This window comes from Pseudomonas sp. LF-5 (genome assembly GCF_037626295.1).
GTDB lineage: Bacteria > Pseudomonadota > Gammaproteobacteria > Pseudomonadales > Pseudomonadaceae > Aquipseudomonas > Aquipseudomonas monsensis.
The window spans coordinates 419104-433980 of record NZ_JARKMT010000001.1 but is presented as its reverse complement, the minus strand read 5'-3'; the positions used below and the strand labels follow the sequence as shown (position 1 = coordinate 433980).

The following is a 14877-nucleotide window of genomic DNA, read 5'->3' as shown; positions in this document are numbered from 1 at the left end:
CGTTCAACCCTCCACCGGCCAGGCCGGCTGTTGCTGGGTGATGCAATGCACACCGCCGCCGCCATGCGCCAGGTGATTGATGCGCACCGGCACCACTTCGCGCCCGGGGAAGGCTTGCGCCAGCGTTTTCGCCGCCAGGTGATCGGCCTCGATGCCGTAGGCCGGCATGATGATCGCGCCATTGGCGATGTAGAAATTGGTGTACGAGGCGCAGAACACTTCAGCTTCGGTATCGACCGCGTCGGTGGCTTCGAACAGCTCGATCAGCTCGAACTTGCGTCCGTGGGCGTCGGTGGCCAGTTCCAGTGCACGACGGTTTTCCCGTGCCACTTCGGCGTAAACCGAAGACTGATCACGCGTCGCATCCACCAGCAAAACGCCGGGCCGGGCGAAGGCACAAACGCCATCGACGTGGCCGTCAGTCATGTCGCCGGTAACGTAGTCCGGATCGCCCGGCAGCCAGATGGTTTTCTTCACGCCGAGCAGGCGACTGAAGATTTCCTCCATCTCGGCCTTGCTCATGCCAGGGTTGCGATTGGGGTTGAGCAGCACCGATTCGGTGGTGATCAGCGTGCCTTCGCCATCGACATGAATCGCCCCGCCCTCGTTGCTCAGCGGTGTGCCGAAGCATTCCAGGCCAAGGTGATTGAGCGCACGGCGCGCCAGGCTCTCATCCAGATCGTGCGCCGACTTGCCGCCCCACGCGTTGAAGCGCCAGCTCACACCGGCCAGCCCATGTTGCGGATGACAGACGAAACTCGGGCCGGAGTCGCGGCACCAGCTGTCGTTGACCGCCAACGGGATCAGTTCGATGTTCGGTCCGCACAGGGCTTTGGCACTGGCGAGCGCCGAAGGATCGACCACCAGTTTCACCGGCTCGAAACGGGCGATGGCGTTGGCCACGCCAGCGAAATCCTCCTGCACCTGCGCCAGGGTCACGCGCCAGCCGGATTCCCACAACGCCTGGTTGTGCGGCCAGACCATCCACGTCGCAGCATGGGTTACCCATTCTGCCGGCATCATCCAGGCGCTGTTTTTATTGTCGTTGTGCTGCATGATAAACCTCGCTAGTTAAGCCATTGTGTTCACGCCGAACATGCTACGGACGCAAAAACAGGCAAACAAACGATGGATTTAGCGCACAACTGATTAGAGGAACTTATCGACATGCTCAAGCACTGGCCGCCGCTCAGCTCCCTGCGCGGCTTCGAAGCCGCCGCCCGACTGGGCAGTTTTCACAAGGCCGCCGATGAGTTAAACCTCACGCAGTCGGCGATCAGTCAGCAGATCCGCAACCTTGAGGCTTACCTTGAGCAGCCGTTGTTTTTTCGCAGCGGTCGCAGCGTCGCGTTAACCGATGCCGGGCACGATTTGCTCAGCACCACGCAAGCGATGTTGCAGCAATTGGCAGTGGGGATTCGGCGCCTGGGGCAGTATCAGAAACCCAATCAACTGGTGCTCAACACGACGCCGGCGTTTGCCCGGCATTGGTTGTTGCCAAGATTGGCGGACTTTCGCGATCAGCATCCCGACGTGGATCTGTGGATCTACAGTACCGACGAGGTGCCGGATATGGCCACGCAGACCATCGACATCGCGATTCGCGACGATATCAGCGCGCAGGCTGAGTGCAGTTTCAAAGTGCTGCAAAGCGATCGACTTTATCCGGCGTGCCATCCGCGCCTGCTGAACACGCCGGCAGCGCAACGCAGCACCTTGCATGGCGAGCGGGAAATGGACTGGAGCCATTGGGCGGTCGAGGCCGGTATCGATGTCGGCCAGCAGGCTCAGGGGTTGAATTTTTCCGACCCGGGACTACTACTGGACGCGGCTTGCGCGGGGCTTGGGATTGCGCTGGTGAGTCAATTGCTAAGCCGTCAGGCGCGCGCTGACGGCTTGTTGCAACCGCTGGTCGAGGCGACTATTCGCGGGCCAAACTGGGCACTGCTGACCCACCGCGACAGTGAAAATGACCCCATGGCCAGGTCTTTTATCGATTGGTTATCCGCCAACCTGAGCCTTGGCTCAAACAGCCGAGAAAACCCCGGCGCCTAAACGTCCCTCGAGACGCCCGCACAGCACGTAGTGCTGATAGCCGCTGGAGAACGATCCCTGGGAAATCGCGATCCTGACATCGTCATTCAATCGAAGGTACTGGGCTTCATCAAAATTTTCTGCGCTGACTTCACCGGCACGCCCGAGCCGCTCGCTGTCCACCGTGAGACCCTGCCTGGCGAAGTGCTCGAAATCGATGATGCGATTCACTGCGTGCCGCTCCAGCACACCCTGATTGGGATGCATCGAGTAGATATGCAGGCCTATATTGGCGCAGCGGTCGCAGGCCAGCAATAACTGCACCACAATGCTTCTACGCCATTAACTCAACGACCCAATCGATAAACACGCGCAATTTCAGGCTGACATGCCGGTTCGGCGGATAAGCAATGTAGAGCGGCATCGGCGCGAGTTTCCAGTCTTCGAACAGCGGCACCAGCTCGCCACGCGCTTGATGGGCGGCAGACATGTACTTGGGCAGCCACAGCACGCCCATGCCCGCGAGGCCTGCCGCGAGGTAGGCGTTGCCGTCATCGACTGCCAATACGTGCCGCCCCTTGATTTGCAGGTTTTCGCTGGCGTTGTGCAAGGCATATGGCACCGGTTTGCCGGTGCGTGCCCAGAGAAAACCGACCACGCGATGGTGGCTGTCTTCCAGGTCTCTCGGGTGCGCGGGAATGCCCGCGCGCGCCAGGTATTGCGGTGCGGCAAACACCCCCAACTGCAGATCGGCGACCTTGCGCGCCATCAGCGACAGGTCCATGAGTTCGCCGCCGCGCACCACGCAATCGACGTTCTCATCAATGATGTCGACGATACGGTCACTGACGCCCATGTCGATTTGAATATCCGGATAACGCGCGTGAAACTCAGGCAGGGCCGGCACCAGAATCAAACGTGCGAGCGGACTCGGGACGTCCACTCGCAGCCGGCCCGATGGTGATGCCGCCGCGCCGGGCAGGCTGGTTTCGGCATCATCGAGGTCGGCGAGCAAGCGGATCACGCGTTGGTAATACGCCGCGCCATCGGCGGTGACATTGACCTTGCGCGTGGTGCGATTGAGCAACTTGACCCGCAGGCGCGCCTCCAGTTGCTGAACCAGTTGGGTCACGGTGGTCTTGCTCATGTGCAAGGTTTCCGCCGCTTTGGTGAAACTTCCCGCCTCGACCACTCGGGCGAAGGCCTGCATTGCGTCAAAACGGTCCAAGGTGTGCCCTCGATTGTTTGGATTTCACAAACAGTGAACGCCAAGCTTGCGCGTTTATCGCTGGCCTGCAAATACCTACAGTGGCTCCATCAACTCAAATGAAGGAGACACTCCCATGACTCAGCGCGATGTTGTTTTTCCATCCGTACGCCGCACGCTTTACGAACGCCACCGTTACTCGCCAGCCATTCGCTCCAACGGTTTTCTGTTTGTCTCGGGACAGGTCGGCAGCACCGAGGACGGCAAGCCAGAGCCGGACCTGAAAAACCAGGTGCGTCAGGCTTTCACTAACCTCAATGCAATCCTTGAAGAGGCCGGTGCCAGCTTCGATGAGGTGGTTGATGTCACCGTATTCATCGTTGATCCCCAGTCGAAATTCGAGACGATCTGGGATGTGGTGCTGACCGAGTTCTGGGGCGAGGCGCCGCATCCGACGGTGACGGCGGTTGGTGTGACGTGGCTGTATGGGTTTGATTTCGAGATAAAGGTGATTGCCCGGCTACCCGAAGCAGCCTGATCGTCAGATCGATTTGCAGCAGGGGTCGGCAGTCTTCAGACTGGCGACCCTTTAGTCTTTTCCGACAGCCGTCATGTCAGTTTCAATGCTCAAACCTGCCTTGCCCGGTATCGCCCTGCGTCGTTGGCGCCTGTTGCATCGCGTCAAGCAAAGCCACGCCGCGCAGATGTTCAGCGTCACCCAATCGACCATTTCCCGCTGGGAAAGCGGCGTGCTGGCGCTGGATCCGGCTGCGCATCTACAGCTTGAGCAACTGTTGGCCGCGCGCCTCGACACGGCGGCCGATCAGGCTCTCGCCCGGTTGGTGTGCGAAAGCGCACGACCGGTTCATCTGGTCTGCGACCTCACCCACCGTTTGCTGGCCTGTTCCCCGGCCCGCGCCGCGCAGTTCTCCAGCCCGCTGAGCGAATTGCTCGGACAATCGCTGTGGCGTTTCGTGACGCCGGAAATTGCCAACAACGAACGGGCGCTCGACACCCTCGGTTGGCGCGAACTGCCGGCGCCACCGGCGCTGGAATTTGTCACCGGCAACAATGACTCCGACCTTGTGCCGATCCGCCAGAGCCTGTGCCGCTGGACGCGTATACCACTGTCCGACGGCACTGCCGCGCGGCTGGTCGAGACGCTCTGAACGCATATTTTATGCGTGGACGCTCAACCGCATCGGCCCTAGGCTTGCTGCTCGGCTCCACCACCGGGCAAGTTCATGGACCTCGAAAAAATCAGCGGACGCCTCGAATTCCTGCGTGAAGCGGAAAAACTCAAGGACGTCCTCAGAAGCGCACACACTTCCAGTGGGCGCACCGAAAGTACCGCCGAACACAGCTGGCGCCTGTGCCTGATGGCGATAGTTTTCGCCGATGAACTGGCCGGACTCGACCTGCTTAAAGTGCTCAGGATGTGCGTAATTCACGACTTGGGCGAAGCCATCAACGGCGACATTCCGGCAGTCGATCAGGCCGCGTTCCCCGACAAGGGTGAGCAGGAGCGAAATGACCTCCTGCTGCTGACCCGTTCACTCGATAACACCCTTAGAAACGAAATTCTCGCTCTGTGGGACGACTACGAAAATGCCCGGTCAGCCGAAGCCAAAGCGGTCAAGGCGCTGGACAAGCTCGAGACCCTGCTGCAACACACTCAGGGCCACAACCCGGCCGATTTCGACTACCGCTTCAATCTGACATACGGCAAGAAACACACCAGTGCCGCACCGATTTTCGCCGCACTGCGCGCGCTCATCGATCAGGACACCCATGCACGAATCCAGCAAGCGAAGTGAACTGCCACTCGACGTTTGGGGCCACGGATTAAGCAGTTATCCGCGCTGACCTTTCGCGTGGTTTTATGGATTTCTAGTGGTTACATCCAACCCGCCAATCGCCCATGCTGGTCTTTGATGCCTTGAGTGCGTATAACCTCGCCGTTTCGTCTACCCTGAGTTTGCGCCTCACCTCGCCACTTCAGCCCTTTTGACGCTTACGAAACGGAGAATTCCATGCTCAAACGAACCCTGGCACTGACCGCCGGCCTGGCCCTGTCCTTTTCTGCATTCATGGCCCAAGCGGCCGACGTGTTGCGCGTCAGCGCGATTCCCGATGAAGCCCCGACCGAGTTGCTGCGCAAGTTCGAACCGCTGGGTGCCTATCTGGAACAGCAATTGGGCATGAAGGTGCAGTTCGTGCCGGTGGCCGATTACCCGGCGGTGGTTGAAGCGCTGGCGACCGATCGCCTCGACCTGGCCTGGCTTGGCGGTTTCACCTTCGTGCAGGCGCGTTTGAAGACCGACGCAACAACACCTGTGATCCCATTGGTCCAGCGCGAGCAGGATGCGCAGTTCACCAGTAAATTCATCACCGCCGACCCGAACGTGAAAAGCCTGGCCGACCTCAAGGGCAAGACCTTCGCGTTCGGTTCGGTGTCGTCCACCTCCGGCAGCCTGATGCCGCGTTATTTCATGCTGAAAAACGATGGCATCAAGCCGGAAGCGTATTTCAGCCGCGTTGCCTATTCCGGCGCTCACGACGCCACCGTCGCCTGGGTGCAGGCGGGCAAAGTCGATGCCGGCGTGCTCAACGCCAGTGTCTGGCAGAAACTGGTCGATGCCGGCAAGGTCGACACCAGCAAGGTAAAAGTCTTCGCCACCACCCCGACCTACTTCGATTACAACTGGACCGTGCGCGGCACCCTCGATCCGGCCCTGGCGGCGAAGATCAAGAAAGCCTTCCTTGACCTCGACCCGGCCAACCCGGAGCAGAAGAAGATCCTCGATCTGCAAGCCGCCAGCCGCTTCATTGAAACCAGGCCGGAGAACTACAAGGGTATCGAGGAAGCCGCCCGCGCTGCCGAACTGCTGAAATGACACTACGCCTCAACCACGGCAGCCTGCGCCACGCCAACGGAGTCGATGCCCTGCGCGGCATCGACTTGCAGATTGGCGCGGGCGAACAGGTCGCTATCATCGGCCCGTCCGGGGCCGGTAAATCGAGTTTGCTCAACCTGCTGGCCACCGCCCTGCGCCCCAGTAGCGGCGACGTCGAAGTGTTGGGCGAGCGCGCCTGGCACTTGTCTGCCCGCCAACGCCAACGCCTGCGCGCGCGCATCGGCCTGGTGCATCAGGCACCGCCGCTGCCGCCGCGTCAGCGCGTGGTCACGGCGGTCCTGGCCGGCAAGCTCGGCCAGTGGAGTCTGGGTAAAAGTCTGCTGAATCTGTTGCATCCACTGGACGTACCCGGCGCCCGCGCGGCGTTGGCGCGGCTGGATCTGGGCGACAAGTTGTTCGCCCATTGCCAGCAACTCTCCGGCGGCCAGTTGCAACGTGTCGGAATTGCGCGAGTGCTGTATCAGGCACCGGAAATCCTGTTGGCCGATGAACCGGTATCGGCGATGGACCCGGTGATGGCCGGGCACACGTTGTCGATCCTGTCGCGCCACGCCCGTGAGCACAACGTCACACTGGTGGCTAGCCTGCATGCGGTGGATCTGGCGTTGTCGCACTTCCCGCGAATCATCGGTTTGCGCGACGGGCAGATTCTGTTCGACAGCCCTTCTGATCGCGTCACCCCGGAAATGCTCGACGCGCTTTACGCCAATGAAAAACTGCAATCACCGACCATTGCGGTGGCGCCTCTGACTGTGCAGATTCCACGATGCTGAAAGCCGATTCACGCGATCCCGCCGCATGGCCGCGTCTGCTGCTGACGTTGCTGGCGATTGCTTTGCTGTGGCCGGGCATCCAGCTCAGCGAATTGAACCTGGGCGTGCTGCTGCCCGACAGCCAGAATGAAATGGGCCGGTTTGTCGCGCAGTTCTGGCCACCGGCGCATGACGAAGGGTTTCTTCAGCTGCTGCTCAAAGCCACCCTGCAAACCCTGGCCATCGCCACCGCCGGCATGGCCCTGGCGCTATTGCTGGCAATCCCTGCCGGCCTGCTGGCCAGTCGCGCCCTGTCGCTGTCGGCGGCTTCGCAGGGTGGCGTGCCCAGTCGCCTGGGACGATTGCTGCGCTGGCCGGTGCGCGGCCTGCTGATCTTTTTGCGCAGCGTGCCGGAGATCGTCTGGGCGCTGCTGTTCGTGCGCGCTGTTGGCCTCGGTCCGGCGGCGGGCGTGCTGGCCATCGCGATCACCTACAGCGGCATGCTCGGCAAGGTGTATGCGGAGATTTTCGAGTCCACCGACCAGCGCCCGGCGCATGCCTTGTTGCAGGCCGGCAGCGGTCGGCTGGCAGCGTTTGCCTACGGCACGCTGCCGAATGTGGCGGCGGAACTGCTTTCGTACACGGTCTATCGCTGGGAATGCGCGATCCGCGCTTCGGTGGTGATGGGGTTTGTCGGCGCGGGCGGGCTGGGCCAGCAAATCGACTTGTCGATCCGCATGTTCGCCGGCGGTGAAGTCGCCAGCATTCTGCTGACCTTCCTGCTATTGGTGCTGGGCGCCGATCAGCTCAGTCGCTTGCTGCGCTGGAGGCTGACATGAATCGCCTGATCAACCTGTTGCTGATCGCGGGCATCGGCGTGGCCGTTATCGCTTCGTTCGCCTACCTGGGCCTGGACCTTGGTGAACTGGGCAGTGCCACCAGCCTCAAGCAGATGGGCGCCTATGTGCAGCGTTTCCTCAGCCCGGACCTGAGCGCGGGGTACCTGAAAGCGATCTTCCATGGTTCGCTGGAAACCCTGGCCATGTCAGCCCTCGGCACCCTGCTCGCGGCGGTGTTCGGCATCGTCCTCGCGCTGCCCGCCGCCGGGCGTTTTGGCTGGCCGCTGCAAAGTGCTTCACGGTTGCTGCTTAACGGTCTGCGAGCAATTCCGGAACTGGTCTGGGCCGCGCTGATGGTGCTCGCCGCCGGACTCGGCCCGAACGCCGGCACCCTCGCCCTCGCCTTGCACACCACTGGGGTGCTCGGTCGTTTGTTCGCCGAAGCGCTGGAAAATACCCCGCCACAACCGGCCGAAGCCATTCGTTTACAGGGCGGCAATCCGCTCCTCGCCTTTTGCTACGGCACCCTGCCCAACCTTGCGCCGCAACTGTTGGCGTACATCCTCTACCGCTGGGAAAACAACATCCGCATGGCCAGCGTGCTCGGCTTTGTCGGCGCTGGCGGATTGGGGCAGATGCTTTATGTGAGCCTCAGCCTGTTTCAGGAAGCGCAGGCCAGCACGGTGATTCTGGCAATGCTGGTGCTGGTGTTTGTGGTCGACTGGTTGAGTGCGTGGAGCCGGCAACGCTGGGTCAAGGCGTAGGCCGGCTCACCCACTCAGTTCAGCGAAAGGTTGTGTTGCGTGACACAGTCCATATTGAAATGGCTCAAGCGTCCCTGATCATCAAACAGCAGGAAATCGTTACCGACACAACGTACCCGCACACCCTGTCGAGGCCATTGCAGTGTCGCAACGAGGCGGTTGCTGGTCCTGGCGATGAAGTGCCAGCGCATGTCGTGGTCGTTGATCAGGTAACCGATCAGCCGGCAGTGCTCATGCAAATGCACTTCCACCAACTCATCATGGTCTTGCTCAAAGTCACAATCCGGCAGGCTGTAGTTGTTGCAATCAGTCCCACCACCGAACACCAGAACCGAAACCTCGTCGTTTTCACGCTCCACACGCATGAACTCCAATCGCCCGTCAGCGCTGAGCAAGTACTGCTGGTCGATACCCAACCCAGGCGCCGGCACTCGCTTCATCAGTCGTCGCTCAGGTAACCGGTAGTGCCACAACTCCAGGCCCGCTTGCGCATCACTCAACCATACAGATTCGTTGCACGCGTCATCCTTCATGCCGATGACCTCGCCGGGCAAATCGCTCACGTGCCAAAGGGTTTCGAATCCACGATCAACATCCACCACCCGCAGTTGTCGCCCACGGCCGATGGTCCAGTTCGAACCATTGAATGTGCGGCTGAACGCACTGAACATCTGCACGCCGAGATCCGTTGCGACGCGCGTGACCAGATCCACTTTGCTGATACGCCATACTTCATTGCGCCGAGCGACAAGCAATGCGACCTGCCGCCCATGGGCCAGAACGATGTATTGCGCAGGCATCGCGAATTGGTAGAGCGTGTTGCCATGCGCATCGACCACCACTGCGCCGGCCTCGCCCAATGCCAGCAAGTAGCGCTGATCGGTTAGCGGCACGGCGTCCCGGATCATTCGGCTGCCCATGTCCGGCGCAGTCCATTGCAGGGGTTCGCTGCCGGTGACCTGCGTGTAGGGTGCAGGTCGTGCGGGCAGTTGCTGCGGCAGGTCGGCCTGCAAGAGTTTGTCCTTGCTCATGCTGACCAGTGCCTGCAACTGCAGCAGAGACAAACGCCCCTGCCCGCCCACCTGATCGGCAATAATCGCGTGGACGGTGGCGCTCGCCAACCAGGCCAGCTCGGTGGCGTGCGCCTTGTGCTGCAACAGGCTTTCGGCCAGTGCCGCGCGCTCGGCGTAGCGGGCAGGATCATCACGCAATTGCTCGACCTGATCGGCGTACGCGAACAAGGTGTCGGGGAGCAGAATCGCCCGTTTCACTAGCGCTCCAAGTGCCAGGCTGCCACCGGCCATTTCGGCATTCAACAACCATTGCGTGGCGCGCTCGCGCTCCGCCGGCAGTGGCCAGACAACCTCGACGGCTTGCAACCAAAGGCCTTTGCGTGCCAAGGATTCGGCCCACTCCAGACGCAGGCGCTCGGCGTATAACGGCCATTTGTCCTGGAGCAACGCCACGGCGTCAGCGAAGGCTTCATCGCGCCGCGCCACCAGCAAGGCGCGTTGCCAGTTACCGGCCAAGCACAGCAGACGCACAATGGTCGCAGCGGGCATGTCCCAGGCCAGCGCGAGGTCGGCGGCCTGTTGTTGGCGGCCGTGTTTTTCCAGATAGTCGAGCGCCTCCTGCTGCACCTTGAGCAGTTCGGCGAGGACGAACACCGCCTCCTCTATCCGGCCTTCACGGTCGAGCCGCTGGAAGGTCTGGCGGTAGATCTGGCGCAGATGCCCCTCGACGTCTTGCTCGAAGACCATCAAGCGGGCGAGCCCCTGGTGCTGGCTGATCGACAGATCCTGACGCCGCTGTGGGGTGCCGAATGACTGCTCACCGCTGTGCTCGCCACCGCCCAGCGGAATCGCATGGCGCAGCGCCTCTTCATAATCGCCGTTCTCGAACATCTCGAACATGCGCTGCATATAGGCTGCCTGACGCCTGCCGTACAGCGCAGACAGCCGCGAGTGCCGGGTCAGGCGCGTCACCCAGCGACGCCACAGCGCTGGTTTATGTTGGTGTGGCCGCGCCCGCGGCGCAATGTCTGCGGCCGAGTGGGTCGGCGCACCCGGCAATGGCAACGGCACCGACGCCACGCGCCGCAACAGATGACGCAACCCGAACAGCAACAGGGTCAACGCGACCCCGGCAATCAGCGTGCCCACCACGACAGCACCGATCTGCACCGACAGCGTCGTCGCCGGCGCGGGCGTCACGGCGTTCACCTCGGTGTGCCGGCCCTGGGCGCCCATCCAGAACACCGCCACCAGCAACACCAGCGTCACACTGAGTTTCAGCCACGGCAGAGACGCGTCATCAGGCGCTGTCCAGCCGGCGCTCGCCGTTGATACGGCGGCATCTGGCGATACCTGCGGCGCCTTCTGCTGACGCGCGATCAGCGCCTGCAGAGTCTTTTGCTGCTCGGGACTGACCGGTTTAAGGTTTTTGCCGAGAATCTCGCGCACATCGCTGGTGACTTCCAACGGCTCGAGCACTGGCGGCGGCAATACGTTGCGACAGTCATAGGTGTCGAGCAACGTCACGCCACTGATATCAATCCATTCACCCGGCGCCAACATTTCGGCATCGCACAGATGCATAGCGCTGACATGGCTGCCGCGCACCAGCCAGAGATCGGCGGACGGCAGATCGCGCATTTCCTGCGGGTCGAGTACGGCTGAACACAGCGTCTTGCCCTGACGAATCAACGGCCAGCCGAGCAAGGTCTCGCACTGCACGGTCAGTGGCTGAGCAAAGCGCAGCAGATCACCGTCGGCGAAACGGTAAGCGCTGGCAGCGGTCTGCCAATGCTCGATGATCAACCGCTCGCGTTCGTGCTGGGCGAAACGTTCAGCGGCAAACCACAGGCCCTCAATGCGCTGGTGACCGCTCAAGACCGGGCGGCGGATCAACGCCGCGGCGTTTTCAAGCATGGCTGTCGTCCTTGTTTTTCGGCTGTTCATTACAAAACACCTGCAAACGCAGGAGGCGCTGCGGCACCGCGTACACCAGCAGTTCGCGGGCGCTGGTCAGCACGGCCACCAGACCACTCAACGGACAGAAGCTGACCTTGGCAATCACCTCGCTAGTGGTGAACAACGTCTCCATGTCATCGCCGTGCCAGAGGGCGATGGCCTGCTGACCGGGGCTGATCATCAACAGCAAGTAACGCTCGTTGTCGTCTTGCAGCAGACCGATACCTTTCCAGCCGCGCTCCAGATCGATGCATTGCGCCGCTGACGGCAAGTCATTGGCCGAGTACACACGCCAGCTCTCACAGTCGTTTTTCATCGTGAGCAATGCACAGCCGCGGAACGCGCTGCGCCCGCGCTGAATGCCGGCAAACAGCACCTGGCTGACGCCTTCGGCAAGACCCAATCCATGCGGGCGCTTCGCCCCTGTGTCCAGACGCACAGGATGGGCGAACAACCGACCGCCTGAACGGCATACATAGACCATCGCATCACCGGCCATCTTGGCCATGGCGATTACATCGGTCGCCAGGCGATGGGTCTGGCGGGTTTCCGGGGCGGCGATATTTTTGTCCCTTTTCACGGTCCAGTAGGCCAGATGCCCTTGAGTATCGAGCAGATACAATCGCCTTTCAGAGCGACTGTGCAAACCGACCGCCGGGAGGAAGTTGCCCGTGCCCGGCGGCAGCTTCAACTCCTCCGGGCCCGGTTTATCCACCGGATTCAGACCGGGAATACTCCAGAATGTCAGCTGCAAAGGGTCGCTCATGACCGCCCCGATGGCGCCTCCAAAAAACAGCGCCGTCAGCGGCGTACGTCCTGCGCTCCAGAGGTTACGACGAACTTCCAATGGTTTTTTCTGGTATTGCGCCGGTAGTTTGATCACCACCATGCCGGGCTCATCGAGCATTTTCAGCGCGACATGGCTGCCGGAGCTGGAAATCACCGGCTGTAGCGTCAGCGACACCCGCGGCACACAACCTTTGGCCGTCGGCGCAGCCTTGACGATTTCGCCCTCAAACTGCCCTTTGAGCAGTTGCAGGGCCGCACGCTCAGCGGGCATCGGTAATAGCACGCGACGGGTGTCCGTTGCCTGCAAGTGCACAGACAGGCTGCAACCATCAATACTTCGCGCGATTTGCACGCGATGGCTGCAAGTCTGCCGGTCTGTTACCGGCAGACGTTGCCCCACCAGCCAGCATTCGCCGACCGGCATTAACGCGCTATGCAGCCAACTGTGCCACGCCTGCCAATGCGCATCGCTCACCGTGGAGAAGGTCCGTGCACTGAGCAATCGTTTGAGCTGCGCCGCCGAATCGAGCTCATGCAAGGCTGGCTCCTGCTGCAAAATGCCCCAACGCAGTTCGGCACCCGCCTCTTTCGCGCGACGTGCCAGCAGGATCACCAGCGCCATGTGCACCAAGCGTGCGGCGCCCAGTTGCAACGGCCCGGCATCGAACAGCACGACAATCAGGCGACTGGCTTGCTGCGCGCGATATTGCGGCGCGAGGAACAGATGTTCGCCCACGGCCGCGCGGCGCAGAAATTCGTCGGGCACTTCGTCGGCCAGCAGCCATTCGCTGGTCAGCAGCCGGTCATACGGCCCGCGCCTCTGTAAATCGCCCAAGCCATCGGGCTCGGGCACGCCGCCCTGTTGCACACCGCGCAGCGGGCCCAGTACCGGGTTGAGCCGTCCAAGCAGATCGGCGAACAGCGGCAGTTGTTCTGGGGCGAACCACTCCAGCCATTCGCGCCACGGTTGCAGAGATTCAGGTAACTGCATCAGCGCCCCGCCCAAAAATCGTCAATTCGCTTCAAATGTTCTGCGCTCACCGGCAATTGCCGATCGAGCGGTACCACCGCCGATGGATCACGCCACAGCAGCAGCGGCGCCCGCGAGAAGCGGTGCGACAACGCGTGCGCCAGCAGGTCGGTCGGTACATCCGGCTCCCAACTGGTGGGCAACCACAGCCCGGGCGCACGCTCGTCCATCGCCGCATAGGCAACGCCATCGACCCACGGCAGATCCGCCGCCGCGCCGCTCACCAGCAGCACGTCGCGATTGGCGGTGGCATGCAGGCGCGTGGCCTGTTCATCCGGTATCGCCAGCAATCGCGCATGCAGACGCCGGGCGGCTTCGCCCCACGCCACGGCAGCCTGCGGCGCCGCTGCCACCGGCCGCGAGCGCCAGCACCAACTCAGCGCTTTGCCATTCATGCGGCAGTCGTCAGCAAACGGGCGAGCTGGCCGCGAACGTCGTGCAACGTCGCCGGGATGGTCAGGTCGTTGAAGTTGGCGTCGATCTCACGCAGCAGCCCCTCCAGCAAGGCACCGGCCGGCGGTTCAGTGCGCGCCAGATAATCCTCGGCGGTTTCCAGCAGGCGGCTGACCCGCGACATCGGCTGCAGGGTCGCCTCCTCCACCGCGCTGAACAGATGGCGGTTGCTCGACTGGGTGAACATCTCGCGGAGCACCTCACGGCCGTGCTGCTGGGTTTCCTTGGTTGGCAACACGTACAGCAGCGGCCACAGATCGGCGGCACTGGCCTCCACTCGACCACCGAGCAACGCGGCGGCAGCGATCAGGCGCTGGGACTTGACGATGCGTCGATCCGACAACTGAATGCCGGCGTCACGCAAGCGGCGAATGGCTTGGGCCAGCGCCGGGCGCACGGAGCTCAGGTCAACGCTCTTCAGAGCCTGACCCAGAGTGTCGAGCTGGCTCAGACCGAGCAACTGTTGAACCGGGCGTTGCTCGGACTGCCAGCCGCCGGCGAGCATCGCTTCCAGCTGATTGTCCGGCACAGACTCGACAAACAGGTGCAGCAGGAAGCGGTCACCAAACGCCGCCAACGCTTCATCGTCGGGCAAGCCGTTGGAGGCGCCGACGCAGACCCGCAGCGGGCACTGAATCTGCGTATGCCCACGCCGGAAGCGCCGCTCGTTAAGCACGCCAAGGAGCGTGTTGAGAATGGCCGTCGAACCGAGAAACACCTCATCGAGGAAAACGATATCGGCTTCAGGCAGCATGCCGCTAACGTCGGTTTCCACCGTGCCTTCGCGAAGCTTTTTCAGGTCGACCGCGCCGAACAGTTCCGAAGGTTCGGTAAACCGCCCCAGCAGATACTCGAAATAGCGCCCGCCCATCGATTGCGCAACCCGGCGCACGACTGCACTTTTCGCGGTGCCTGGCGGGCCGATGACCAGAATATGCTCCTGTGCCACGGCGGCCAGAACAATCAGTTCGGCCAACTGCTCACGCCCCACAAGACCTTCGGTGGCGACGCGAACGGCCTGACGGATTTGCGCGGCAGCGCTCTGCAATGAAGCATTCATGGGCATCTTCCCTGAAAAATGAATTCTGATTGGGCTGGTCGGCAGGTATCGGCCGTCGG

General features: G+C 61.9%; 15 protein-coding genes. 8 read left to right on the top strand and 7 right to left on the bottom strand.

Annotated features, from left to right (window positions below):
• Positions 1-3: 3 nt before the first annotated feature.
• Entirely contained in the window at positions 4-1056 is a 1053-nt protein-coding gene (locus tag PseuLF5_RS01950; protein WP_336346529.1) for an agmatine deiminase family protein, read from the bottom strand.
• 111 nt (positions 1057-1167) lie between these two features.
• Between PseuLF5_RS01950 and PseuLF5_RS01945 the strand changes: the two genes are divergently transcribed.
• Positions 1168-2055 carry a LysR substrate-binding domain-containing protein gene (locus PseuLF5_RS01945; RefSeq protein ID WP_340132797.1) on the top strand — a complete coding sequence of 296 codons (888 nt, stop codon included), beginning with the start codon at positions 1168-1170 and terminating at the stop codon, positions 2053-2055.
• Here the strand turns inward: PseuLF5_RS01945 and PseuLF5_RS01940 are convergent.
• Both PseuLF5_RS01940 and PseuLF5_RS01935 read right to left on the bottom strand, forming a co-directional pair.
• Positions 2026-2358, bottom strand: coding sequence for a hypothetical protein (locus tag PseuLF5_RS01940; protein ID WP_340132796.1), 333 nt, complete (start codon positions 2356-2358; stop codon positions 2026-2028). The genes PseuLF5_RS01945 and PseuLF5_RS01940 overlap by 30 nt on opposite strands.
• A 10-nt stretch (positions 2359-2368) precedes the next feature.
• Positions 2369-3262 (bottom strand): LysR family transcriptional regulator, encoded by an 894-nt coding sequence (locus tag PseuLF5_RS01935; protein WP_123464320.1) that lies wholly within the window; start codon positions 3260-3262, stop codon positions 2369-2371.
• Between the two features lie 115 nt (positions 3263-3377).
• Here PseuLF5_RS01935 and PseuLF5_RS01930 point away from each other — a divergent pair, with 115 nt between their 5' ends.
• The 7 genes from PseuLF5_RS01930 to phnE all read left to right on the top strand — a co-directional run bounded on the left by PseuLF5_RS01930 (position 3378) and on the right by phnE (position 8514).
• The gene (locus PseuLF5_RS01930) at positions 3378-3779 is read left to right on the top strand and encodes a RidA family protein (protein WP_340132795.1); all 402 of its coding nucleotides are present in this window, start codon (positions 3378-3380) and stop codon (positions 3777-3779) included.
• Positions 3780-3852: 73 nt separating this feature from the next.
• Positions 3853-4410 (top strand): helix-turn-helix domain-containing protein, encoded by a 558-nt coding sequence (locus tag PseuLF5_RS01925; protein ID WP_409202016.1) that lies wholly within the window; start codon positions 3853-3855, stop codon positions 4408-4410.
• 75 nt (positions 4411-4485) lie between these two features.
• Positions 4486-5058: an HD domain-containing protein gene (locus tag PseuLF5_RS01920; protein ID WP_322374788.1), complete on the top strand. Its 573-nt coding sequence runs from the start codon at positions 4486-4488 to the stop codon at positions 5056-5058.
• Between the two features lie 216 nt (positions 5059-5274).
• Positions 5275-6138: a putative selenate ABC transporter substrate-binding protein gene (locus tag PseuLF5_RS01915; protein WP_222832772.1), complete on the top strand. Its 864-nt coding sequence runs from the start codon at positions 5275-5277 to the stop codon at positions 6136-6138.
• Positions 6135-6932, top strand: coding sequence for a phosphonate ABC transporter ATP-binding protein (locus PseuLF5_RS01910; protein WP_222832771.1), 798 nt, complete (start codon positions 6135-6137; stop codon positions 6930-6932). The genes PseuLF5_RS01915 and PseuLF5_RS01910 overlap by 4 nt, the downstream gene beginning before the upstream one ends.
• Positions 6926-7750 (top strand): PhnE/PtxC family ABC transporter permease, encoded by an 825-nt coding sequence (locus PseuLF5_RS01905; RefSeq protein WP_340132794.1) that lies wholly within the window; start codon positions 6926-6928, stop codon positions 7748-7750. The genes PseuLF5_RS01910 and PseuLF5_RS01905 overlap by 7 nt, the downstream gene beginning before the upstream one ends.
• Positions 7747-8514 (top strand): phosphonate ABC transporter, permease protein PhnE, encoded by a 768-nt coding sequence (gene phnE / locus PseuLF5_RS01900; RefSeq protein WP_340132793.1) that lies wholly within the window; start codon positions 7747-7749, stop codon positions 8512-8514. The genes PseuLF5_RS01905 and phnE overlap by 4 nt, the downstream gene beginning before the upstream one ends.
• A 14-nt stretch (positions 8515-8528) precedes the next feature.
• Here the strand turns inward: phnE and PseuLF5_RS01895 are convergent, their stop codons facing one another.
• Genes PseuLF5_RS01895 through PseuLF5_RS01880 form a run of 4 tightly spaced genes read right to left on the bottom strand, consistent with a single transcriptional unit; the run spans position 8529 to position 14818 of the window.
• Entirely contained in the window at positions 8529-11444 is a 2916-nt protein-coding gene (locus PseuLF5_RS01895) for a bpX6 domain-containing protein (protein WP_340132792.1), read from the bottom strand.
• A complete protein-coding gene (locus PseuLF5_RS01890) occupies positions 11437-13266 on the bottom strand; it encodes a hypothetical protein (RefSeq protein WP_340132791.1) in 1830 nt (609 codons plus the stop codon). Before PseuLF5_RS01890 ends, PseuLF5_RS01895 begins: the two co-directional genes overlap by 8 nt.
• Positions 13266-13700 carry a bpX5 domain-containing protein gene (locus tag PseuLF5_RS01885; protein ID WP_340132790.1) on the bottom strand — a complete coding sequence of 145 codons (435 nt, stop codon included), beginning with the start codon at positions 13698-13700 and terminating at the stop codon, positions 13266-13268. The genes PseuLF5_RS01890 and PseuLF5_RS01885 overlap by 1 nt, the downstream gene beginning before the upstream one ends.
• Entirely contained in the window at positions 13697-14818 is a 1122-nt protein-coding gene (locus tag PseuLF5_RS01880) for an AAA family ATPase (protein WP_340132789.1), read from the bottom strand. Before PseuLF5_RS01880 ends, PseuLF5_RS01885 begins: the two co-directional genes overlap by 4 nt.
• Positions 14819-14877: the final 59 nt, after the last annotated feature.

Excerpts from the sequence above, each read along its gene's own strand:
- PseuLF5_RS01950 (WP_336346529.1), bottom strand. The coding sequence starts at position 1,056 with ATGCAGCACAACGACAATAAAAACAGCGCCTGGATGATGCCGGCAGAA.
- PseuLF5_RS01945 (WP_340132797.1), top strand. The coding sequence starts at position 1,168 with ATGCTCAAGCACTGGCCGCCGCTCAGCTCCCTGCGCGGCTTCGAAGCC.
- PseuLF5_RS01930 (WP_340132795.1), top strand. The coding sequence starts at position 3,378 with ATGACTCAGCGCGATGTTGTTTTTCCATCCGTACGCCGCACGCTTTAC.
- PseuLF5_RS01925 (WP_409202016.1), top strand. The coding sequence starts at position 3,853 with ATGTCAGTTTCAATGCTCAAACCTGCCTTGCCCGGTATCGCCCTGCGT.
- PseuLF5_RS01920 (WP_322374788.1), top strand. The coding sequence starts at position 4,486 with ATGGACCTCGAAAAAATCAGCGGACGCCTCGAATTCCTGCGTGAAGCG.
- PseuLF5_RS01915 (WP_222832772.1), top strand. The coding sequence starts at position 5,275 with ATGCTCAAACGAACCCTGGCACTGACCGCCGGCCTGGCCCTGTCCTTT.
- PseuLF5_RS01910 (WP_222832771.1), top strand. The coding sequence starts at position 6,135 with ATGACACTACGCCTCAACCACGGCAGCCTGCGCCACGCCAACGGAGTC.
- PseuLF5_RS01905 (WP_340132794.1), top strand. The coding sequence starts at position 6,926 with ATGCTGAAAGCCGATTCACGCGATCCCGCCGCATGGCCGCGTCTGCTG.
- phnE (WP_340132793.1), top strand. The coding sequence starts at position 7,747 with ATGAATCGCCTGATCAACCTGTTGCTGATCGCGGGCATCGGCGTGGCC.
- PseuLF5_RS01895 (WP_340132792.1), bottom strand. The coding sequence starts at position 11,444 with ATGCTTGAAAACGCCGCGGCGTTGATCCGCCGCCCGGTCTTGAGCGGT.
- PseuLF5_RS01890 (WP_340132791.1), bottom strand. The coding sequence starts at position 13,266 with ATGCAGTTACCTGAATCTCTGCAACCGTGGCGCGAATGGCTGGAGTGG.
- PseuLF5_RS01885 (WP_340132790.1), bottom strand. The coding sequence starts at position 13,700 with ATGAATGGCAAAGCGCTGAGTTGGTGCTGGCGCTCGCGGCCGGTGGCA.
- PseuLF5_RS01880 (WP_340132789.1), bottom strand. The coding sequence starts at position 14,818 with ATGAATGCTTCATTGCAGAGCGCTGCCGCGCAAATCCGTCAGGCCGTT.